This is a genomic window from Spirosoma lituiforme (assembly GCF_054776635.1).
In genome coordinates, this window is sequence record NZ_BAAHBO010000001.1 from 1,827,869 (window position 1) to 1,851,155 (window position 23,287).

The following is a 23,287-nucleotide window of genomic DNA, read 5'->3' on the forward strand; positions in this document are numbered from 1 at the left end:
ACCACTCAATGAAACTATTTAGCGGGCCCGGTAATCTATCGGCTCATTTGGTAACCTATGCCCATTTTATCAGGTCTACAGCCCTCTATCGGGTAACCAATCAGGTAGTACGCCGGGGAATGATTTATACGTTGGTGACAGGGTTTCGATTCAGACGCATTATTTGGAACGCGCACAAGCATCGTTACCTGACTCAATTGCTCAAAACCAGCCCACAAGTGGCGGCTCTCGCTCAGGCAAATCCACGCCTGATTTACAAATACCTGGGTCAATATCTAGCGCTCGATTTACCCACTAACGATAAGCTGGGTATGCTAACCAGTCATTACAGTTACTTTACCAGGCGCGTACGACCCCAGTTTTTTGAGGATGTCCTTCGCAAGACGTATATCTGGCAGGATGAACAGGGCGATGACTCATTCAGCATTGGCTTGTCTTTTCCCGTTGGTTTAGACTGGGAAGGCGAATTGGCCGTCGTAATGGAGTGCAACACCATTCCTGTCTATACCATCCGATTTACGATTGTTGCCGATCAATTAACAAACTCGTTGTTTAGTGAAAGCATTTTTGTGGGGGGGATACAAGGCGTCAGAAACCCTGACCTTGTCAGGCAAGCCACCAAAACGCTGTTCGACATTACCCCGGCGGCTTTACTAATGGCTGCTCTGCAGGGAATCGCTTTAGCCTGCGGTCTAAAGTACATCTGGGGTGCGGGCAACGAACGGCAACTCGCCAGCGGAGCAGCCTCCTTCAATTATGATGCTTTTTGGGATGCGCTAGGGGGGCAAAAACAACCAAATCAGTTGTACAATTTACCGATTCCTTTCCCGGAAAAGCCAATCACCGACATCAAAGCGAACCACCGCACCCGTACGTTGCGGAAACGAGATTATAAGCACAGACTTACCCAGCAAGTCCGGGATCACCTTGAGTCGCAGCTTGCCTGACAATAACCGTATCACCTACGCTGATCTGCCCACCCTGTATCACTTTGGCCGTCATACCGCCGTGTCCGCGCATGGCGTTATAGCCACCCGGACCAAGTATCGTCTCCATTTTGGAACACGGATGGCATTGCCCGGTAATGGCCAGAATCACGTCGCCAATTTGAACCTGCTTATCTTTTAACGCCAGTAAATTCAACCCCGACACCACAATATTTCGGCGAACCAGGGCCGGGTCAAGCGTATCCCGACCGAGTAAAGCTGCCACAACGGGCAGATGTTCGGCCTGGATCAGGGTTACGTGTCGGTTGCCACTCTGTCCTCTGTAATGGTCGCCAACAAGACCTCCCTTTTCCGATACAGCTACCGAATGAACTTGCTCAACGGCAGTGTTGCGTTCGGGCCGGATACCTATCCACGCCACCCGACCAGACTGGGGAAATACGTCGAACAAATCTTTTATGTTATCCACCCGAATTCGTGTGATTTAGCTAGCCCATGTTTTCTGACCGAAAACAGTTGCAGCCATCAATTAATTCACAACAATACGGACTAATAGTTCACATATGTATTCACGATGGACCCATCGCTGAACAGATCGACCAGGGCGTACCCGGCGGCCGTGTGTTTGTACTTTCCAAACCACCAGGCCCCGCTCACGGCTCCGTTGCAGAAATAGGACACGCTGTTGTAATCGACCCGATCAGTCAGGTGAATGTGTCCACTGAGAGCGGCCTTTACGTTAGGATAACGATGGAATAGATCCGTAATGCGAACGGTATCACTGTGCATCCAGCGCGACGGAACGCTCCAGTTTTCGCCCGCAAAACGCTGTCCGTCAAAAAATACACAAGCCGCCAGAATCGGCACGTGCGACACAACCAGAATGGGCGTTTCAACGGGCGTTCGCTTTAAATCGGCCTCAAGCCAGTTAAACTGCTCGTCATCCAGATGAGCCGTGTACCAGCTTCCATCGGGCTTAGGCTGCACACTATCCAGCACCACAATATGCCAGCCGTTTTGGTCCAGACTATAATACCGGTTGGTTAGTTGAAACTCGTCCATGGCCCATTGCCGGCCAGCCTCAAAGCAGGCTTTGGTTTCCTTAGGGCACCAGATGTCGTGATTGCCGATGCAACTCAGAACGGGCAGGGCATTTTCGCTACGGAGAACGTCTCCATAAAGCCGCCATTGCCGGCTAACACTGTCTTTCTGACGACCGTGGGCTTCCATAATGGCATCACCCCCGTTCACGATCAGATCTGGCTTATCGGTCAGCCCCTGAACATGATGCAGGCACCGTTCAAACCCTTTGGCAGCTCCGATCAGCGGCTGCATGTGGGTATCGGTGAGGTGTGCAATGCGCAACACCCGCTGTCTGGGAAGTGATGCCGCCTGAGCAGATACCAGGTTATTTGCCGAAAGAGCAGCCAGGCCCGCTCCCACCCGTTTAACAAGATCCCGACGGTTCATGCAGCTCTACGTTGGTTTACGCAAAGTAACGTACCGCCCGTGATGTGTTGATTAAATGAAGTTTATGCTTTCATTAGGTAATTAGCTCGAACAGAGGGGATTTATTCATACAACATACGGTTCAGACTTACCGCCCGAACTTGATCGTCGTCCCAATTCTGAATCCAAGGCCCTGGTATCTGGCATCCTGCCACTGCGAAATGATTTCCACCCGGAAGAAGGGTAACACCTGCGGAATCAAACCATCCAGCCCATACCCGACCTCCGTGTAGTTTCTGGACGTAGGTGTGTAGAGGTAATGGACGAAAAGATTCTCTTTCAGGCCCAGTAGCCGAACAACTGTTAACTGCGTGACGAAAAACTTACGAAATTCTGCCAGCACGTGGGCTTCAGCGAAACGCCTGGCGGTGCTGTACTGGTAATACGGCAACAGCCTGTAGGTCGAAACGACATCACCCTGCTGAAAGAAAAACTGATTCCCTTCAAAGTGCTTGAAATCAGGAAAATACACCCGGCTATCGTTCAGAAAAGAGCCCGCACTAAGTTTATAATTTAACCGGCTTCGGATACCCGTCTCGAACGAATGACTGATACTCGCCTGGAGGAAATCGTAATCAACATCGGCCATTCCTTTACGGTAATTCACCGTCAGCAACGGACTTTCATTATCGCGTCGGGCAATGCGTCGGCCGTTGCGAATGGTATACTGGGTGGCCCCTAACCGCGCCGACGCGGTTAAATTGAACAAAAGCGCATTATGGGTTGGAAAGGCGGTTGAGCCAACTTCGGCATTTTCAGGCCGATTGGGCGTAAACGTTCGGTTACCCCAGTTGATCCAGGGTTTCAGGTCTTCCCGGTAATTGGTCAATTCAGTACGTTGGGCGTACTCCAGGCTACCCGTCAATAATACACGCTCGCTGAACGGCGACGCCGTAAGGGTAAGATTCAGGAAATCTTTCTGGTACAGTTTCGCAAAATTCTGCTCAAAGAAAAGCGTTGTCAGCGAGTTCAGAAACGGGCTGATCGGGTTATCAGGATTGTACTGGTACAGATACCGCCCCCCCGACAGCGCTACGCGTGTACTTTTGTGCTGGTAACTCGCCAGCCCATAGCCTACCACCTGTTTTCGCCCGAACTGGTAACGACCTACGCCACCTACATTCCACTCGCCCAGTTGAATTTGCCGGAACCGATTAATCGAATCCACTTTTGCCCGGTACCGGTAATTAAGCGCGCCTTCCGCAGAGTAGCCCTCAACGGTATTGTACTCAATGCGAGCCAGCGGGCTGGTATAAATCAGGGCGCTTCGCTTGGTCAGACCCCAGGTGTGGCCACTCAGCAGTTGGCCAAACGAAAACTTGTTCGCGGCTTTTTTCTTCTTTTGGTCGGCCAGCGCCAGACTGTCACGCTTAAGCGAATCGGCTTTACTGAGCACCTTTATTTCGCGAACCAGACCCAGGCTATCCGCCTTCCGGTAGCTTTTCATTTCGGCATTGGTAAGCGGTACCGAGCGCAACGAATCCCAATACACATTGGACCGTTTACGAGCCAGCGAATCGACCTCCAGCGAGTCATCGCGCACAACGGCCACATCTTCCTTTCGGTTTTTACGCGCCTGCTTCTCCTGCTTTTCGTATTCTTTAACCATCTGACGCAGGTTTTTGGTCGAAAATTCCTTTTGCTTCCTGACCAGTTCATCGAAGTTCTTACCCTTAATCTCACCTTTCGAGAGGGTTTGTGCCGGGGGGCCTTTCTTCTCATCGGCCACCTCAATGTCTTCGACGAAGGCCGGGTTTACGACAAATTCACTGAACGTCAGGTTTCGGATGTAGTAGCCGCTGGCTTTCACACCCAGGTACGTGCCCTTCCCTTCGTACCGCTGGTTACTCGGCATCCAGACACCCTGTATAGGGCTGCATATATGGCGGACCGAAATAGATACACCGATGTTGTTGATGGTTTCCAGTTGCAGGCTATGAATAGCCCAGGTATTTTCGACGATGTAAATCGTTCCCCGAAAAACGCCTTCGCCATACTGCCGGGGTATGACCTGAATTTTACTGATCTCGACCGGTGTACCGCCGGGACCCGCTTCCCGGAACGTGCCTTTGTACTCAAATTTATAGTAAGCAAACGCTTTGGGCGACAAAGGCGACACCGCACTGGCAACGGTGGGACTGTAGAAACTGGCATTATAGAATTGGCTGGGACTCAGAAAGTCGCCCTGCGAGTTGCGGTTGGCAATGATCCGTTGTCGAAACGTATTGGGTTGACTAAACGACACTTCGGCTACAGTTTCGTTCAGCATAGGCACACCTACCTTAAAATTAGCTTCCTTCTCGGCTTCTTTGAGCTGTTTTCGAAACGCCATTTCGGCCAGATTGGGCAAGTCAATAACCGTAAAGGACGACTTGGTATAAACCCGCGCCTTAAATCGCTGCACCTGCAACTGGTGGAACCGGCTTTTGGCAATCGCCCGGCGCATAATCGTGTAGGCAGGATCTTCGTTTCCGGCCTTCGTCTGCACTTCGGCCAGCCGCAGGGCCTGCTCTTCGAGGATAGCATCCAGCGTAACAAAGTCGGTGCCAATCTCAGCCGATTTTTGACTGGACTGAAACCCCAGGTATTGAAAGGTGACATCGTATTTACCGGGTGCCAGCACGATTTCATACCGGCCTTCGGCGTTCGTGATGGTGCCTTTTGTCCGGACATCAGCGGCTGTTCCTTTCACAATAACAGCCGCAAAGGGTAACACGTCTCCCTGCTTATTTTTAACCGTACCCCGCAGGCCGCTACTACCAGTCTGTGCAAAGGCTATTGTTAATGAAGTAAGAGATAGTAAGATCAGTAGTGTAAATTTCATGCAATCAGGTGAATTATCAGTCTGCGAATGTACTGGTAAAACGACGTACAGCGATCATCTTTTCGATAAACGGAAAGTTACAGGTAGGCTTTCACAAACGTGAATACGGATCCCTGTTTCCATCAGCCAGCGAAATGAATTCATTCGTAAAAGCAAGATGCCTCCCGGAATACAAACGTTGCGTGCGGGTATTGTTAAAAATCTATAACGTCTTTACGTATCTTGCTACAAACTGCTCATAACCTGAACGCTATGCACAAACCAGTACAGTTCTTCATTCAATTGTTTATATTTTTAAGCTGTGTATCAACGGCTAGTGCCCAGCTCTCCTCACCGTCTGCGGTGTTAACTGAACGGGATCGGGCGCGGGTTGTCGATGAAATTCTGGACGATCGTTTTACAAATTTTCTTCCTCAACTGATGCGTCGGGAGGGGCTGGATATGTGGGTTATCATTTCCCGCGAATACAATGAAGACCCCGTTTTGCGGACGATGCTGCCGAGTACGTGGCTTTCAGCCCGCCGACGAACCATCATTGTCTTCTTCGATAACGGAAAAGAAGTGGAGAAATTAGCCATCGCGCGCTACGATGTGGGTAACTTGTTGAAAGGTGCCTGGGATATCGACGTTCGGCCGAACCAGTGGGAGGCCTTGGCGAAGATTATCGAAGACCGGAAGCCGAAGAAAATCGGACTCAACATGTCGACCAATTACGGTCACGCCGATGGACTTTCCTTTTCTGAACACGAAGAATTCATCAAAAAACTTCCCGCCGATTACCGGAAACGAATTGTTTCGGCGGAGAAGGTCGCCGTGGGCTGGCTTGAAACCCGTACAGAAAAGGAAATGGCGATCTACCCGCTCATTTGTCGCTTATCGCACCAGATCATTCAGGAAGGGTTCTCGGAACAGGTTATTCAGCCGGGCGTTACCACCACCGATGATGTGGTCTGGTGGTTTCGCCAGCGCATCACCAACCTTGGACTCAGCACCTGGTTTCACCCGACTGTTGATGTGCAACGCGCCGACCAGGAAGATTTCAACCACCTGCGTACATTTTCAAAACGGCCCGACAAACAGGTTATTCAACCCGGCGATTTGCTGCACGTCGATTTTGGCATCACCTATTTGCGCCTGAACACCGATCAGCAGCAACACGCCTACGTATTGCGCCCCGGCGAAGCCGACGTCCCGGAGGCCATTAAAGCTGCCTTTAAGCAGGGTAATCGGTTGCAGGATATTCTGACGGAGCAGTTCAGCGCGGGCAAAACGGGAAACCAGCTATTGCTGGCGGCTCTGGAACAAGCTAAGAAAGAAAGTATTAACGGCACTATTTATTCGCACCCCATCGGCGTACACGGCCATGCGGCTGGCCCAACCATTGGCCTATGGGATCAGCAGAAGGGCGTTCCCGGCCCCGGCGATTATCCGTTGCTGGCCAATACCGCTTATTCCATTGAACTGAACGCAGCCGTCGAAATTCCGGAATGGAAAAAAGTGGTCCGCATCATGCTCGAAGAAGACGGCTTTTTCGATGGTAAGAGCTTCCGTTACATTGACGGTCGCCAAACGGAAATTTATACAATTCCGAGGAAATTGGGGTATGTGAAGTAGAGACGCAACCCTTTGCGTCTCCTCCCCTCCTATGCGCCAGCAACATGGTTCATCAGGTGTTCTGCTCGTCAGGGTGCTACTTGCTGACGCCAGTGTGAGAGACGCAAAGGGTTGCGTCCCTACGCATTATTTTACATTGATCGGCGAACCGTCCCGGATTTCTTCGTTGGCGGCTTTGATCAGTTGATCGCCTTCGTGCAACGGACCAAACAACTCTACTTTATCGTCCGCTTCGAGGCCTCTTTTTATGGGTACCCATTCGGCTTTTCCGTTAACGACCTTAACCACAAAAACACCGGTTGTTGCATTAACGATGGCCGATTTCGGAACAATGAAGGTACTGTTCTTCGTCGGCAACGGAACGGTTACTTCGGCCACCATACCGGGCAACAGTTTTTTGTCATTGTTGATCACATCGACCTCTACCCGCTCCGAGCGGAGTCGTTTGTCCAGTGCCCCCGCCTGGCGCTTCACCTGACCGGTAAATTTCTGGTCCGGAAACGCTTTGACGTTAAACGTAACCTGGTCATTCAGGTCAACATAACCCGTATAGGCTTCAGGAATTGAAATAACCAGACGCAACCTCTTCTGCTCCGTCAAAACAAAAAGCGGGAACTCGGAACCCTTGCCCGATGGTCCGATGTAAGCACCGGTGCTGGCATTTCTGGCGCTGATGATGCCGTTGAACGGAGCCCGTATTTCCAGGTATCTTTTCTGATCGGCTACTTCCCGGTAAGCTGATTTTGCGGCCTCCAGCTGAGCCATGTCGGCATTACGTTTGGCCAATGCCTGATCAACATCGTTTTTCGATACAGCCCCGGAAAATTTACTGGCTTCCAGGATCCGCTCGTAGTTGGCCTTGCTGGCGATAGAGAGGGCTTCCTGCGCTTTGAGTCTTGACTCAGCCGAGGATAGCTGCGCACTTAATTCGGGCGCTTCGGCTAGGGCAAGCAGCTGGCCCTGCTTTACCTCGGTGCCAACGTCGGCATTCAGGGTTTTGATGTAGCCGCTTACTTTGGCATAAATATCGACATCCCGAAAGGCAACCAGTTCGCCCGGTACTTGCAGCGAAGACGATAATTTGCCTCGTTGTAACGGGAATACCTCAACTGTGGCGGGTGCGTCAGCTTTCGTTGCCTCTTCTTTTTCCTTACGCTCCTCTTTGCCTTCCGACGAATGACAACCGACTAGCGAACCGATAAGAAGGACACTACTGAACGCAACGAGCAAGCTATGGATTGACTGATTAATTGGCCGTTTCATACGGGGAGGGAATATAAAATTTACTTTCTTTATCTTCAGGATCAAGCGATACCGACTCCGTGGAGGTGTTACCCTGCACCCAGGCGAATACCAAAGGCAGAATAAATAAAGCCGCGAAGGTCGACGCAATCAGACCACCAATGACGGCGCGTCCCAGCGGAGCCGTTTGCGATCCACCTTCGCCCAGCCCCGAGGCCATCGGAATCATACCGACTACCATGGCTACGCTGGTCATCAGAATGGGGCGCATCCGCAACGAAGCTGCTTCACGGGCCGCCTGCAACGCATTGCCGCTCCGCATCCGCAGCTCTTCTGCGTTGGTTACCATGAGCACCGCATTAGAAATAGACACCCCTACCGACATAATCATACCCATGTAGGATTGCAGGTTAAGCGTTGACCGGGTAAGCATCAGCAACGCCAGTGAACCAACCAGCACGGCGGGTACTGTACACAAAACTACCAGCGAAACCTTGAACGACTGGAAGTTGGCCGACAGCATCAGGAAGATAACAACGATGGCGACCAGCAGGCCATTTTGAAGGCTATCGAGCGTACTAATCAACACTTCGGTTAACCCCTGCATTTTTACCGTTAACCCACGGGGCAGTTCGCCCAGCGAGTTGATGGCTTTCTGAACATCGGTGGCGGCTGTGCCTAAATCCATGTCATTCAGGTTAGCGGTTACCGATAGGACCGGTATGGCACCCACGTTGTCGTTCTCTCCGTAGGTTGTTCCCTTTTGCAGGGAAGCCACATCGCTTAAGACTGGCCGACTGGCGTTGGGTGTAATGGGTATCTCGCCCAAATCACTAACGGTGGTCATCTGGTTCTCAGGCACCTGAATCTGTACACTGTAACTCTGGCTTGATTTCGGATCAATCCAGACGCTCTTCTCCGTGTAGCGCGATGAGGAGGTCGCGGCCACGAGTGAGCGCGAAATGGCTGAAATATCCGTTCCCAACTGAGCCGCCCTCGTCCGGTCAATCGTTACATTGATGGACGGGTACTTGGTAGCCTGCCCGATTTGTACGTCACGCAGATACGGTATCTCGTTTAATTTAGCAATAACTTTGTTCGCATACTCTTCGTTCTGCTTCTTGTTTTTGCCCATAAGCCGGACTTCAATCGGAGTTGGAGATCCCTGGCTCAGGATCTTATCCGTTAACTCAATGGGTTCGAAGGAGAGCTTGACACCGGGCAGCGCTTTTTTCATACTGGCCCGGAAGTCATCCTTCAGCACATCCAGATTTACGTCGTAATCGTCTTTCAGGCTCACCTGCAAAACACCCTCCTGCGGACCCGCCATAAACAGATAGATCGGACTCGTCGAGAATTGCGCCCCGTGCATACCAACCATGGCAGAGGTTATCTCAACATTCTCTTTGCCAACCAGTTTGTTGAGCACATCGATGGTTTTCAGCATCGTGGCTTCCGTTTTTTCGAGTCGGGTTCCGTCGGGATTCCGCAACCGGACCTGGAACTGACCGGCACTCCCCCGCGGCAGAACATCCCGTCCAATAAACGTAATGAGTAGAGCCGCCAGCCCCAAGGCGCCAACCACATAGATCAGCACGATTGGCTTACGGTAGGGTAACGTCCGATCAATGAAGCGCACAAACCGAACACGAATCCGCTCAAAAAAGCTGAGCTTACCGTCATGGTCAAGGTCCTTCTGATGGGCCAGTTTCTGCTTTTCGCCAAGCAAGTCTTCGGTCGATGCTTTACCATTACCCGTACCATTGCTTGAAGCAACCCCGTTCATGGTCGTGGCTTTCCCATTTACAGGATGCGTAGCCTGACCATTATTTACGTGGGTATGCTCTTTCATCATCCAGTTAGCCAGCACCGGCACCAGCGTTTGCGCCATCAGGTACGACGTAATCATGGAAAAACCAATGGCTAAGGCAAGTGGTAAAAATAGAGCACCCGGTATGCCACTCATCGTAAAAGCGGGAGCAAATACGGCTAGAATACAGAACAGAATCAGCAGCTTGGAGAAGGCAATTTCCTTACAGGCATCCCAGATAGCCAGTGCTTTGGGTTTCCCCATATCCATGTGCTGGTGGATGTTTTCAATTGTTACCGTGCTCTCATCAACCAGAATACCAATGGCGAGCGACAGGCCGCTCAGGGTCATGATGTTAATAGTTTGCCCAAACAGCGACAAAAAGAGCACCCCGGAAATGATACAGGTTGGAATGGTGATAATGACAATCAGCGCCCCCCGAACGTCGCCCAGAAACAGAAGTACCATCAGGCCCGTCAGAATGGCACCAATGGCCCCTTCGGTCATCAGACTTTCAACGGCATTGATGACATACACGGATTGGTCGAATGTGTACGTCAGCGTCACATCTTCGGGCAGCAGCGCCTGAAAACGGGGTAAGGCGGCTTTCAGATTTTGGACAACCTCCCAGGTCGATGCGTCAGACGACTTGGTGATGGGCAGATACACCGATCGCTTCCCGTTAACCAGTACGTATCCCTGCGTAATATCGGCTCCGTCTTCAATCGTGGCTACATCTTTGAGATACAGGTTCTGAACCGTTCCGGTAAACAGAGGAATATTACCAAAATCCTTGATGTTCAGAACGGTCGTATTGGCAGGCGTAAAGTAGTTTAGGTCGCCTACCCGTACGTTACCGGCGGGGGTTGCCTGGTTATTGATCCTGAGGGCGGCCACCAGCTGGTCGGGCGTCAGGTTGTGCGAGCGGAGCAAGTCCGGGTCGGCCTTGATCACAATGGAACGCGAATTACCCCCAAATGGAGCGGGCGACACCAGACCGGGAATAGAGGTGAAACCCGACCGGATATAAACGTTGGCTAAATCCTGAAGTTCGTTGTTGCTGCGAATGGGGCTGCTCAGGACCAATTGACCCACCGGCAACGTAGAGGCATCGAAACGTAGAATAAAAGGCGGTTGCGATCCCGGCGGGAACTGCGCCTGTGCCCGGTTTGAGTAGGCCGACACTTCGGCAGCGGCCTGCGCCATGTTGGTGCCCTCGTAGAACGATAGTTTCAGCAGCGTTATCCCCTGAATGTTCTTCGTCTCGATACTTTTTACCCCCGACACGTAGAGTAGCAGGTTTACGTACTGCTTACCAAAGAATGCCTCCATCTGGTTGGGCGTATAACCGCCAAATGGCTGGGAAATATAAATAACGGGTAAATTAAGATTTGGGAATATGTCAATCTTGATGGTACGGACGGCGCTGATTCCGAAAAAAAACAAGCTTGCTACTAACACCAGAACGGTTATGGGCTTGCGTAACGCAGATCGTATTAAATTCATATTCAGTTAAAGTACTGTTAAATTGGCCTGTCAACGTTGAAATTAAATGGGCTATCTGCTGAATGCTTACTCTACTAGAAAATCAATTCAGACAAAACCCAATTTTTTCCACAATACATCATATTGATGGATATATCTACCTGAAAGTTAACGAATTTGACTGGCAATCAGAAGCAGTTACTGGCCTAACGGCCAAAGGCTTCATAACTGATCGGTAATCAAAAACGTCATATGTCTTCTGGTCAGAAAATTGATGATAAGTAGAAATGCTTACCAAAAGATCAGGAACTACATTACCTATAAGTCCTTACTTATTAACTGGTTACAATACATATAGAATCTCTATAATTAATGAAACTATCCAGGATGCGCTTGTCTGACATGACACAACTACCTAAATTAATCAAGCGATCTGAAAACGGCTAGCCAAGCCTAAACACCATTCATTGAAGGATCTCTTAACATCAGAAAAAAGAGATGATTAGGGTAGGCGCCTGCTCGTAATTGTCTCGTACGCAAGAGCAACATTATGAACACTAAAAAGTATAAACTATATTTAAAAGTTTATATAAACCATCCTACTAAAACAACATGAAGCATAAGTACTATCTAGTTTTTGCGGCTCTGTTTACAATGACGCTAGCGGGCTGTTCCAAATCTGGGGACGATGTAACTCCGACAACCAGTACCACCGACTTACTGACGCGTAAATGGGCGTTCTCTGAAATAAACGTTAATACGGATACGAAAACCTACCCAATCCAGAAAAACACAGAAGGCCTGATTAGCGACGACAATACCGTTACGATAAACAAAGGCGGTACTTACACTTATCTAGATAATGGCAAGACTGTAACAGGTCAGTGGAACCAACCAACGGATAAAACGCTGGTGCTAACGGAGGCCCAGGGTGAAAAATCTACCTGGACAATTAATGCACTGACGAGCACAAGTCTTGAATTAGGCAGTGTAAATGTCAACTTAACAAAAGGAAAAGACTTAACTGACAGCAAAGTATACACATCGGAGGAACAGAATGCGGGTGTTGCAGCCCTTTTACTGCTATCATCACTTGACAAACAGAATGGCGGTACTGTTGATTTTACCAAAGAAGCAGCACCCAAAAGTGTTCAGTTAGTACTGAAAGCAAAAGCGATGTAAACGCTGCTATTGCACAAATAAAAGCGCCCACGATGAGTTCATCTTGGGCGCTTTTATTTGTCTACAATACTGACTAAGCCAGGCGGTTGATGCAATTCAAATCTTCGAATGCGATTTTCAACCGTTGAACCATGCTTTCTTCCCCTTTACGAAGCCATACGCGTGGATCGTAGTATTTCTTGTTAGGCGAATCAGCTCCTTCCGGATTACCCAACTGCGATTGCAGGTATCCTTCTTTGGCCTTGTAATAGTTCAGAATCCCTTCCCACATAGCCCATTGCATATCCGTGTCGAGGTTCATTTTAACGGCACCATAGCGGATGGCTTCGCGAATTTCTTCCCGGCTCGAACCCGATCCACCGTGAAATACAAAGTTCACGGGCAATGGACCCGTTGCGTATTGTTCCTGAATGTACTTCTGGGAGTTGTCCAGGATAATCGGCGACAGCTTTACGTTACCGGGTTTGTACACGCCATGTACGTTTCCGAAAGCAGCGGCAATCGTGAAGTTTGGCGAGATTTTGCTCAACTCTTCATACGCGTAGGCTACTTCAGAAGGCTGGGTATAGAGTTTTGAATCGTCAACATCTGTATTGTCGACGCCATCTTCTTCACCACCCGTTACGCCTAATTCAATTTCAAGCGTCATGCCGATTTTGGCCATGCGCTCAAAGTATTTTGCACAGATCTCGATGTTCTCTTCGATTGGCTCCTCCGACAGGTCGAGCATGTGCGACGAGTATAAAGGCTTGCCTGTTTGGTCGAAATGCTTTTCGCCAGCGGCCAGCAGACCATCGATCCAGGGCAGGAGTTTCTTGGCGCAGTGATCGGTATGCAGAATGACCGGAACGCCATACAGTTCAGCAACGTGGTGAACGTGCAGGGCACCCGAAATCGATCCGGCAATGGCCGCTTGCTGTTTGTCGTTCGGCAGGGCCTTACCCGCGTAGAAGATTCCGCCCCCGTTCGAAAACTGAACGATTACCGGTGAGTTAACAGCTTTGGCCGTTTCCAGTACGGCATTAACAGAGTCCGTTCCAACGACATTTACGGCAGGAAGGGCGTAATCATTTTCGTTAGCGTGACGGAAAATTTCGGTGACGCCTTCGCCGGTCACAACGCCGGGGGCAAAACGGGTGGCTACTTCACTCATAGTTAAGACAAATTTTGGATTTGTTCAAGAAATAGTTTACCGAAAAGAAGGACGGTTAATCTATTTAGCTTTGGAAGGTAAAGTTGGGAATATTGTAAAAAAAATACTAATCTTACTGAAATGCTTGTTTAGAAAACGGGTGATTGGCCTTTGTTTATAAGGCATCGCTCCGTCATACATGCCTCTTCATGCTCCGTATTTTTTACATAGTCTGCTTGTCGTTTTTGACCACCGTGTTTTGGCCGGCCTGTGCCCAGCTGGCCCAGTCGTTACGTCTTGAAATTCCATCAGACCCCAACGAAGCCGAAGCATTTGACGTAACTCCGCTGGGTGAACGGGGCGTTCTGATGACCATTCGTACCGGCAGTTTTGTCGACAATACGCCCGTTAAACTGGCCTTCCGAAAATACGACGTTAACCTCAACCTGCTCTGGCAAGCGGAATTTAAGCAGGATGTCAAATACAGACAGGTAGCTACGTACGATTCCGACCAGTACGTGTATCACCTCTTCCGTGAATACGATACGGATGAGTACCAGTTTGTGCGGCTGCACCTCGACGACGGCGTGGTTGACACATTCGAAGGCAGTTTGATCGACCAACTAGATGTTCAGCAATTTAAGGTGCTGGGTAGCCAGGCCTTTGTGAGTGGGTATCATCACGGGCGCCCGGTTGTCATGTCGTTTTCCTTCTTCGATCGCACAGTGAAGGTACTGCCCGGCATGTATGTTAACCGCATGGAAATCAGTAGCCTCGAAATTGATGAGGCCCGGCAGGAAGTGCATGTACTGGTTCATTCGCTCCGGCGTCACTGTAATTTTTCGATACGCACCTACAATTACGACAGTAAACTCCTGCGAACGCTTGATTTTGACGGAGCGTCTAATAGCCTGATTTCGGGAAAGTTAATCCCGGTCAACCAGCAGGAGTCGCTACTGGTAGGAAACTATTCTACAGATTGTACTCCCTATTCGCAGGGAATCTATGTAACCCGCCTTCGCCACGGCGATACGGGTACTGAACCGGCCAGCACCATCCAGTACATTGAGTTTTCGCAGCTTCAAAACTTCTTCAACTACCTGAAACCGCAACGACAACAAAAATTACTGGCCAAAGCACAGAAGAAAAAAGACGAAGGCAAGGACTATAAATTCCGCTACCGGTTGCTGGTACATGACCTGAAACCCACTGCCGATGGCCTAACGCTGGTTGCCGAAGTGTACTACCCCCAATACCGGGGCAATACCCTGGCCTATGGCGGCTATCTACGCGGGAATGATCGATATGAGGGCTTTCGCTACACCCACGCCTTTATTTGCGGGTTCGATAAACAGGGCAAACTGCTGTGGGATAATTGCTTTCCCATTAAGGAGTTGCTCAGCACGGATCTTACGGAGATGGTTCAGGTATCTCAGCAGAAGGATCGGTTCGTGCTCGCTTACCCGAGTGACGGCGAGATTATCACCCAGGTAATTCAGGAAAACAAAATCTTGAAAGAAACCGAAAAATTTAAGTTACAGACTAACGCGGAGAACGAAAAAGTAACGTTTTCGGCACAGGATAACCTGATGGCGTGGTATGGCCAGCATTTTCTGGCTTGCGGCTTCCAGAAGATCGCCCCTTCCAGAACAGCGCAGCGGGATGTGCCACAGCGGGAGGTATTTTACCTGAACAAGCTTACCTACAGCGAAGACAATCCGGTGAAGGATGCGGGCAAATCTACGACCCGAAAAAACGCCGGATCAGAACGATAACCAGGTTTAGAACAAGGCTGACGACGAGACACGTTACGATAGGGAAATAAAATCCACCGCCCCCTTTGCCTTCCACCCGAATATCGCCGGGTAGCCGGCCAAGCCAGCTGAACTTATCCCCAAAAAAGTAGATTGCCATACCAATCAGCACAATGGCGGCTCCGATCAGGATTATGGCTTTGCCGAATGAAGGTGTCATGCGATTACGTCTGCTTGTCTGAAAGCTTAAACAGTACCGGTCTTATAACTAACTTTCAGACACTAAAATTCAAGCGAAAATCCTACCAGGCTGCGCGAGAATGCCCAGCAGCGGGATTGTCTCCCCATTAAATACAATATCTTCAAAGCTACATTTGCTTTTCATTTAATTAATCCGTACTTTTGCACCAGATTTTACAAGCGACATCCGTTCGCGTCTCTGTTTCTCTCCTTTTTTACGCGTTGAGTTAGGTCTGACAGAGCTTATGTACGGATGTACAGGATGGGTTTCTGTGTGGACGTCCCGCCGTGAGCGGGACCTTAGCGCGTGGGCTAATCGTCAATCAGTCGACCGGTAGATCCGGTTCGTTGTCTTTAATTCCCCTTGAAGAGGTTCGGGGAGGTGGTCCTGTTGGGTCGTTGGGCAGCTTGGTTCGTTGGGCAATTCTCGCATTATCGCGCCGTTCACTGGCATATACTCGTCTTCGCTTGGATGATTTACGTATTTAATCATTTCCAAGTTAATGAAAACGAAAACAAACAAATCCGAAGAGCAGGATGCATTCCTGGACATTGAAAAAATAGCCACGGAAATGGCGGCAAGCGCCGTTGCTCCAATCGATGCGGCACCGTCCGAAACTAAAACCGCCAAAGTCCCTAAAAAGAAAGTCGCGAAACCAGCCGCTGAATCGGCTACGGATGTATCATTTGATGATACGGCAACTGAACTGATTGCGGAAGGCGTTGCCGAAAAAGTAGTGATCGTGGCGGATGAGCCGCTGCTAACGGCCGACGAAGCAGCGCCAGCCGTTGCCGACGCAACAGCGCCCAAAGCTGATCCGAATCAACTGTTGTTTGCTGACCTGGATATTTCAGCCGAATTGTTATCAGCTGTTACCGACATGGGCTTTACGAGCCCGTCGCCTATTCAGGCAGAAGCCATTCCCCCCATTCTGGCAGGTCGTGACGTCATTGGACAGGCCCAAACCGGCACCGGTAAAACGGCCGCGTTTGGTATTCCTGCTCTCGATCTGATCGATATTCAGGACCGTTCGGTGCAGACCCTTGTTCTTTGCCCAACCCGTGAACTGGCTTTACAGGTAGCTGAAGAAATCAAGAAGCTTGCCAAATACAAGCGGGGCATCCGGATTGAAGCTATCTACGGTGGCGACTCCATTGAGCGGCAGATTCGGTCCCTCAAAAGTGGTGTGCACATTGTTATTGGTACCCCCGGTCGTGTTATGGACCATATGGAACGGAACACGCTCAAACTCAACAACGTTAAGATGATGATTCTTGACGAGGCTGATGAGATGCTGGACATGGGCTTCCGTGAAGATATTGAGAGCATTCTGGAAGAAATGCCCGAAGAGCGGCAAACGATCCTGTTCTCGGCAACGATGTCGAAACCGATCATGCAGATCACCCAGAAGTTCCAGAAAGATCCTGTTCTGGTGAAAGTCGTCAAGAAAGAATTGACGAACGTAAACATCGAACAGGTTTACTTCGAAGTAAAAGCGAAAGCGAAAGTTGAGGTAATGTGCCGTCTGATCGACATGTACGATCTCAAACTGATGCTGGTATTCTGTAATACGAAACGGAAGGTCGACGAAATCGTTGAAGACCTGCAAATCCGGGGCTATCAGGCTGAAGGATTACACGGTGACCTGCGCCAGGCGCAACGGAATAATGTAATGAGCAAGTTCCGGGCGGGCACAACCAATATTCTGGTTGCTACCGACGTAGCCGCTCGTGGTATTGACGTTGACGACGTTGATGCCGTTATCAACTTTGATATTCCTCTCGATGAAGAGTATTACGTGCACCGTATCGGCCGGACGGGCCGCGCCGGTAAGTCGGGTCGTGCTTTCTCGTTTGTTGGTCGTGATGAGAAATATCGTTTCCGCGAAATCCAGACGTACACGAAAGTTAAGGTAGAGAAAGGAGTAATTCCCTCCTTCGAAGATATCGTTGGCGTTCGTAAGGCTCGTTTCATTGAGCAACTGCAACAAACGATTCAGGATAGTAAAGACCTGAACCTGTACGACGATTTGCTGGTCCAGTTGAACCACGCTGGTTTCTCAACCGAGCAGGTTGTAGCCGCCCTGGTGAAACGCAGCATGGGTCTGGAAAAGAACGAGTTTGCCGACCAGAATCTTAACCTGGAAGATGACCGCCGGAATGGCCGCGACAAGTACGCGGACCGGGGCCGGGGTGACGGTCGTTCGGAAGATCGCCGGGGTGGAGCGTCCCGTTTTGGCGACCGTGATGGCGGATCATCCCGTTTTGGTGATCGCCGGAGCGACGACCGGGGTGGTCGTAACGACGGAGCGTCCCGTTTCGGTGACCGCCGGAGTGCTGGTGGTGATCGTCCCCGTTTCAACGATCGCGCCGAAGGCGGTGAGCGTAAGCCTTATTTCGAACGTGATGACCAACGCGCCCCTCGTGAGCGTGATGCCAACATGACTCGGTTGATGGTGAGCATTGGTCGCAAAGATTTCGTTCGTCCGGGCGACATCGTTGGCGCCATTGCGGGTGAAGCCAACATTCCAGGCAGCAGCATTGGTAGCATCGATATCTTCGATAAGTTCACCTACGTTGACGTACCGAAAGATGTAGCGAACCGCGTTGTCGACGCGATGGAAGGAAATACCATTAAAGGTCGCCGGGTTAATATTGAACTCGCCCGGTAGTCTGATTTAATAGTAAACAATAAAGTGGCTGGCGCGGGAGAATTTCTCTTACGCCAGCCACTTTATTGTTTCTTTGATATGGATGGAGTCAGTTTCTCAAAACCGCACGAGCCAGTTTCAAGAAGCTGGCTCCACCCATATCAGAGAATCTTCGATGGATTGATTTAAACAGATTCACTTTAATTCTCGTAGTAATAGCCGAAGATTATTCCCATTTCGTCTTCGCTGGTTAACCCAAATCCGACCGCTTTGCCAGTGGTATTGTTGTACGTAATCTCCGAAGTAAGCCCCTCCCCTTTCTGCAGGTCAATAGGCGTTTTGAACGTAATAATGTCAGGATGCTCCCAGTCGGTGGAGGTGTAAACAACTTCGCCATTTCGAGCGCCCCCGAGTAGTTTAATTACGAATTTCTCACCCAGCTTATGCATGTGCGAGGTGAGCGTAAGCACCTTACGAGGCTTGTTAAAGGCAAACGACTTTGTTAATGTTACACGACCGTTGGCAGGAATAGTCAGGTTGGTGTTGCTCAGATCCAATGTCTGTACAAGTTGTGTCACCTTCGACTTATCAACGGTGTACAAATTAATCTGGGCTTCTCCCGTCATAACCGCCGTCGTTTTATTGACGAAATGCGAGTTGAGATCCAGTGAAGCACCCGCCGGGATGAGCAATGCAGCTCCTTCCGGAAAAACGTAATCCTGATACTGCGCCTGCGATCCTGCCAGATAGACATGGTTGGACATGGTCAGGGCGGTTAATATATTGAGCGAGTTGTCGGCATTACGCAGATCACGAACATCGTTCAGATTCGGCAAAATCGTTTTGTTACGAAAATCATAGGCAACGAAATGATGGCTTCCACTCCGCATTTTCGTTTCATACCGGTTTACGTAAATGTCCTGTGTGTTACCGACCATCCGCCGGGTAAACAGTTCCCGCTCGAAATTCGGCTGAATATCAAATGCAGGAATAGCCATCTGAAAACCCGTTCCGGTAGCGGGTACAGTCAGTGGCACGTAGGCGGCTGGCGTCACGGTTTTGTCGTCCAGCAACGTAGCATCGGCTATAGTACCGGTTTTTGGCGCTCCGGCATCAATCCATCGTCTTATGTACTCGATTTGTCCATCCGGCAGTAAAGCGCTTCCCAATGGCATCGGATTACCATACTGTTTTCCCGAATGATGGCTGGCCGTTGTTGTCAGTTTGTGATAAAGCAGACTTTCCAGGGAGGCAAATGCTTTTACCCGCTTCAATCCGTCGGCTTTCGCATCGCTGTTTTTCGGATCAATGCCAACCAGATTCTGATACGCGACTCCCTCTGCCAGCACGAGTTCGTGCTGCGAGAAGGTAGCATCTTTTCCCGACAAATGGCAACCTGATGTAGCGCAGGTAGGCGTCAGTATCTTCTGCTGAATCAAATCGAACGATGACGTTGCGGTCGGCACATCCGGTTCAGTACTGCTTTTGGTGCAGGAGGTTATGTTCAGCAGCAGAAACAATGCACTACTAGCTAATACCAATCGCCTGCAAGTCAGGAAGTTCATATGGCTGAATGGGTAAACATCCTTGAAAGATACTGAAATTCACCCTTGTTTCACTGTTTCACTCAGAAGCGGAGGATAAAATCCTGCTTTGGCTGCTCCTGCCGAAAGAACACCAGGCCAACCCAAAACAGATCGACCGTCAGGCTGACAGAGGGATGTTTTTTTATATAAGCCCAGGCCTGTTCCATTCCATCCGACCAGTGAATGTCGTCGAAGACAAATACCGTATCGTTGTGAATATTGGTCAGGCAAGTTTCGAAATAGCGGACTGTGGGCTCATAGCGATGGTTGGCGTCAAAGAAGACGAAATCAACAGGCTTGAGCAAGGCAATCTGAGGGGCCAGCGTTTCGTCCAGGTTACCCACCACGATTTCCACATTCTGAATACCCAGCTGGTCAAAATTCTGACGCGCCACGGCCGCCGTTTCGGGGCATCCTTCAAAAGTCAGCACACGACCGCCATAGGATTTGGTAGCTTCTGCCATGCAGGCCGTTGTCATACCCAGGGAGGTACCCAAATCCACTATTATCCTGGCCTCAAATCGCTGAATGAGTCGAAACAGTAATCGGCCAAAGCGGGCTGGTTTTTGTGAGTTACGCGCAATGTCCCCCACCGTGCGTTGCCGGGACTCGTTTACTTTGGATCCAGCCTGGCGTGGCCCGGCCTGGCGTGGCCCGGCCCCATAGTCAGCAATGGTAATGACTTGTCGACTTTTGCGAAGTTGTTTACGTAGAACTCGTATGGGAATAAACCAGGCTTTGGCACCCGTTTTTACCCGAATGACCCGGGTATATAACGCAAACAGAAATGGAGAATGAAGTGCGTGTTCGTCGCGGGCGCGACTCAGATACCGAAAATAAGCAAGCAGCAAGAATGAATCAATTTAACTTGTAAGGCACAACCATCGTAAATTCAGGAATGCTGACCCGAAGTTGTTTGCCATCAATAATACGCTCGACGAGGTAAGTACCCGCCATTTTTCCGATGCTCGAACGCAGATTACAGCCCGATACATACTCATGCACTTCGCCCGGTTCCAGTACAGGCTGGAGCCCAACAACGCCCTCCCCTTCGACTTCCCGAACGGTGCCATTGGAGTCGAAAATCAACCAGTGACGACGCAGCAACTGAATGGTATGGTCGCTCGCGTTTTCGATTGTTATTCGGTAAGTAAAAACATAGTGCGCCTGGAGTGGACTAGAGTAATCAGCCTGATACTCTGTCTTCACGCTAACTTTCACGCCTTCTGTGACTGACGAAACCATAAATTAGTGTCGTTTTGCAACCTTACAACGAAAATTAGGTTTATTAGTTTTGTTACGCAAGAACCGCTCTCACTTTTTTTTTCGGGAGCCACTTCCGCCGTTCGTAGGCCTATAATGCCTAAACACTTTTATCAGTTCCTTCATGAATGTATCTATTGCCGAATCCTGGCGAAATCGACTCCAATCCGAATTCGACAAACCTTATTTTGGCGAATTAGCCCAATTCCTGCGACACGAGTACAGTACACAACGGGTCTTCCCACCCGGCGCGCTAATGTTCAATGCCTTCAATAAATGTAGCTTCGACGATACCCGTGTTGTCATTCTTGGTCAGGATCCCTATCATGGCGAAGGACAGGCGAATGGGCTGGCCTTTTCGGTGGCCGATGGCATTACAAAGCCACCCTCTCTGGTTAATATTTTCAAGGAGATTCAGGACGACCTGGGCAAGCCCATTCCTAAATCGGGTAACCTCGAACGCTGGGCCAGCCAGGGGGTTATGCTGCTGAACGCCACCCTGACCGTACGAGCCGGTCAGGCGGGTTCGCATCAGGGGAAGGGTTGGGAAACGTTTACGGACGCGGTTATCAAACTCATCTCAGACGAGAAACAACACGTCGTTTTTATGCTTTGGGGGGCTTATGCCCAGAAGAAAGGAGCCATTATAGACGGCAAAAAACACCTGGTTCTGAAAGCAAAACATCCTTCGCCCATGGCGGCCAATTACGGCGGCTGGTTCGGTAACAAACATTTCAGCCAGGCAAATACCTATCTGGAAAGCAAGGGACTGCCACCCGTGGAGTGGTAACGCAGTAAAATAAGACAGGCGGGCCAATCGGCCCGCCTGTCTTATTTCGATCATTAGTCAATTGTTCTGAACAATCGGTTCCAGCGGATTTTATTCCAGGCATTGGCCGGATTCGGGTCCAGCGACATCCAGACAAACACGGCTTTACCCACGATGTGATCCTCGGGGACGAAGCCCCAGAAACGCGAATCGAGGGAGTTGTCACGATTGTCGCCCATCATGAAGTAGTAATCTTGTTTAAAGGTGTACGACGTGATCGGCTGTCCACCAATTTTTATGGCTTCCGGTGCCACCTCTACCTTGTCGTTGCCTTCATATAATTGAATGACCGGACCATACAGGGCAATGGTTTGCGCATTGATCTGTATGGTGGCGCCTTTTTTCGGAATCGTAATCGGTCCGAAATTGTCATGATTCCACTTGAACGTTGGCGTACCATAAATCATCGGCGACATCTCGCCTGGTTTATCAGACATGGGTTCAATGCCTTTCACGAAGTCAAAGGTTTTGAATTTAGCAATCACGTCCTGCGTCGTATTAACGCTATACCCCACCATGGCCGAGGTTTTGGTCGAGTCGTTATACTGCTCCAGCGGTTTCCAATTCTCGGTTGGCTGACTTGGATCACGGTAATCATTTATGATATCGTACTTACGGAAGAATGCCGCGTCGAGCACTTCGGTTGTTTTGATAAAGTATTTCTGCTCTGAACGCGGTGGCGCCGGAAATGGCTTCCCATTGATGAACACCTCACGTTGCCGAACTTCAAGCACGTCGCCGGGAATACCAATACACCGCTTGATGTAGTTTGTTTTTAGATCAACGGGGTAGTCGATGTTGTCGTTGAGGTATTTGGGCGGTACATTAAACACGACCACATCCCCGTTTTTTACGTGGGTGAAGCCCGGTAGCCGGTACGAAGGCAATTGAATGGCCGTGCTGTACGACGGAATATTCGTTCCCCATATTTTCTGATGAGTCAGCGGCACCTGCAACGGCGTACGGGGGGTACGCGTGCCGTAGTGCAGTTTGCTCACAAACAGAAAATCACCCACCATAAGGCTATTTTCCATCGAAGGCGTTGGAATCGTGAAGGCTTCCATAAACAGCCAACGAATAAGCGTGGCCGCTACAACGGCGAACAGAACGGAATCGAACCATTCCCGAATGGGCGATTTCCTAGCTTTAGCCGGTCTGGTTTCGGCCTTCGTTTGAGTTACTGACACGTTTACTGAATTATAAATGATAAATTATGAAT

Annotated in this window: 17 protein-coding genes; 6 read left to right on the forward strand and 11 right to left on the reverse strand. The window is 50.0% G+C overall.

What is annotated here, in order from left to right; genetic code table 11:
• Positions 1-8: 8 nt before the first annotated feature.
• Positions 9-947, forward strand: a complete 939-nt coding sequence (locus ACYU87_RS07770; RefSeq protein ID WP_461133458.1) for a DUF535 family protein — start codon at positions 9-11, stop codon at positions 945-947.
• On the opposite strand, the gene ACYU87_RS07775 is transcribed toward ACYU87_RS07770, so the two are convergent.
• The 3 genes from ACYU87_RS07775 to ACYU87_RS07785 form a co-directional block, all read right to left on the reverse strand.
• The gene (locus tag ACYU87_RS07775) at positions 904-1,416 is read right to left on the reverse strand and encodes an MOSC domain-containing protein (RefSeq protein ID WP_461133459.1); all 513 of its coding nucleotides are present in this window, start codon (positions 1,414-1,416) and stop codon (positions 904-906) included. The two genes, ACYU87_RS07770 and ACYU87_RS07775, sit on opposite strands and share 44 nt — an antisense overlap.
• Before the next feature lie 80 nt (positions 1,417-1,496).
• Complete coding sequence (locus tag ACYU87_RS07780) at positions 1,497-2,417, reverse strand: metallophosphoesterase family protein (RefSeq protein WP_461133460.1); 921 nt, start codon at positions 2,415-2,417, stop codon at positions 1,497-1,499.
• A 127-nt stretch (positions 2,418-2,544) separates the two neighbouring features.
• On the reverse strand, positions 2,545-5,280 hold the full coding sequence (locus ACYU87_RS07785; RefSeq protein ID WP_461133461.1) for a DUF5686 and carboxypeptidase regulatory-like domain-containing protein: 2,736 nt from the start codon (positions 5,278-5,280) through the stop codon (positions 2,545-2,547).
• Positions 5,281-5,532: 252 nt separating this feature from the next.
• Here ACYU87_RS07785 and ACYU87_RS07790 point away from each other — a divergent pair, with 252 nt between their 5' ends.
• Positions 5,533-6,894, forward strand: a complete 1,362-nt coding sequence (locus ACYU87_RS07790; protein WP_461133462.1) for a M24 family metallopeptidase — start codon at positions 5,533-5,535, stop codon at positions 6,892-6,894.
• Between the two features lie 126 nt (positions 6,895-7,020).
• On the opposite strand, the gene ACYU87_RS07795 is transcribed toward ACYU87_RS07790, so the two are convergent.
• Together ACYU87_RS07795 and ACYU87_RS07800 are read right to left on the reverse strand one after the other, a co-directional pair.
• Positions 7,021-8,157 (reverse strand): efflux RND transporter periplasmic adaptor subunit, encoded by a 1,137-nt coding sequence (locus tag ACYU87_RS07795; RefSeq protein ID WP_461133463.1) that lies wholly within the window; start codon positions 8,155-8,157, stop codon positions 7,021-7,023.
• On the reverse strand, positions 8,141-11,452 hold the full coding sequence (locus ACYU87_RS07800; RefSeq protein ID WP_461133464.1) for an efflux RND transporter permease subunit: 3,312 nt from the start codon (positions 11,450-11,452) through the stop codon (positions 8,141-8,143). The genes ACYU87_RS07795 and ACYU87_RS07800 overlap by 17 nt, the downstream gene beginning before the upstream one ends.
• A 591-nt stretch (positions 11,453-12,043) precedes the next feature.
• On the opposite strand from ACYU87_RS07800, the gene ACYU87_RS07805 reads away from it, so the two are divergent.
• Positions 12,044-12,613, forward strand: a complete 570-nt coding sequence (locus tag ACYU87_RS07805) for a hypothetical protein (protein ID WP_461133465.1) — start codon at positions 12,044-12,046, stop codon at positions 12,611-12,613.
• Between the two features lie 73 nt (positions 12,614-12,686).
• On the opposite strand, the gene fbaA is transcribed toward ACYU87_RS07805, so the two are convergent.
• Positions 12,687-13,766, reverse strand: a complete 1,080-nt coding sequence (gene fbaA / locus ACYU87_RS07810; protein ID WP_461133466.1) for a class II fructose-bisphosphate aldolase — start codon at positions 13,764-13,766, stop codon at positions 12,687-12,689.
• Between the two features lie 188 nt (positions 13,767-13,954).
• Here fbaA and ACYU87_RS07815 point away from each other — a divergent pair, with 188 nt between their 5' ends.
• A complete protein-coding gene (locus ACYU87_RS07815) occupies positions 13,955-15,520 on the forward strand; it encodes a hypothetical protein (protein ID WP_461133467.1) in 1,566 nt (521 codons plus the stop codon).
• On the opposite strand, the gene ACYU87_RS07820 is transcribed toward ACYU87_RS07815, so the two are convergent.
• Entirely contained in the window at positions 15,486-15,719 is a 234-nt protein-coding gene (locus ACYU87_RS07820; protein WP_461133468.1) for a DUF2905 domain-containing protein, read from the reverse strand. The genes ACYU87_RS07815 and ACYU87_RS07820 overlap by 35 nt on opposite strands.
• Before the next feature lie 523 nt (positions 15,720-16,242).
• On the opposite strand from ACYU87_RS07820, the gene ACYU87_RS07825 reads away from it, so the two are divergent.
• Entirely contained in the window at positions 16,243-18,411 is a 2,169-nt protein-coding gene (locus tag ACYU87_RS07825; protein ID WP_461133469.1) for a DEAD/DEAH box helicase, read from the forward strand.
• Between the two features lie 179 nt (positions 18,412-18,590).
• Here the strand turns inward: ACYU87_RS07825 and ACYU87_RS07830 are convergent, their stop codons facing one another.
• From ACYU87_RS07830 to apaG, 3 genes are all read right to left on the reverse strand, one after another.
• On the reverse strand, positions 18,591-19,955 hold the full coding sequence (locus ACYU87_RS07830) for a monooxygenase (protein WP_461133470.1): 1,365 nt from the start codon (positions 19,953-19,955) through the stop codon (positions 18,591-18,593).
• A 62-nt stretch (positions 19,956-20,017) separates the two neighbouring features.
• Positions 20,018-20,827, reverse strand: coding sequence for an O-methyltransferase (locus ACYU87_RS07835; protein ID WP_461133471.1), 810 nt, complete (start codon positions 20,825-20,827; stop codon positions 20,018-20,020).
• A gap of 7 nt (positions 20,828-20,834) precedes the next feature.
• A complete protein-coding gene (gene apaG, locus ACYU87_RS07840; protein WP_461133472.1) occupies positions 20,835-21,221 on the reverse strand; it encodes a Co2+/Mg2+ efflux protein ApaG in 387 nt (128 codons plus the stop codon).
• Between the two features lie 142 nt (positions 21,222-21,363).
• Between apaG and ung the strand changes: the two genes are divergently transcribed.
• Positions 21,364-22,029 carry a uracil-DNA glycosylase gene (gene ung, locus ACYU87_RS07845; RefSeq protein WP_461133473.1) on the forward strand — a complete coding sequence of 222 codons (666 nt, stop codon included), beginning with the start codon at positions 21,364-21,366 and terminating at the stop codon, positions 22,027-22,029.
• Between the two features lie 53 nt (positions 22,030-22,082).
• Here ung and lepB read toward each other — a convergent pair whose 3' ends face one another.
• The gene (lepB, locus tag ACYU87_RS07850; RefSeq protein WP_461133474.1) at positions 22,083-23,255 is read right to left on the reverse strand and encodes a signal peptidase I; all 1,173 of its coding nucleotides are present in this window, start codon (positions 23,253-23,255) and stop codon (positions 22,083-22,085) included.
• Between the last annotated feature and the right edge of the window lie 32 nt (positions 23,256-23,287).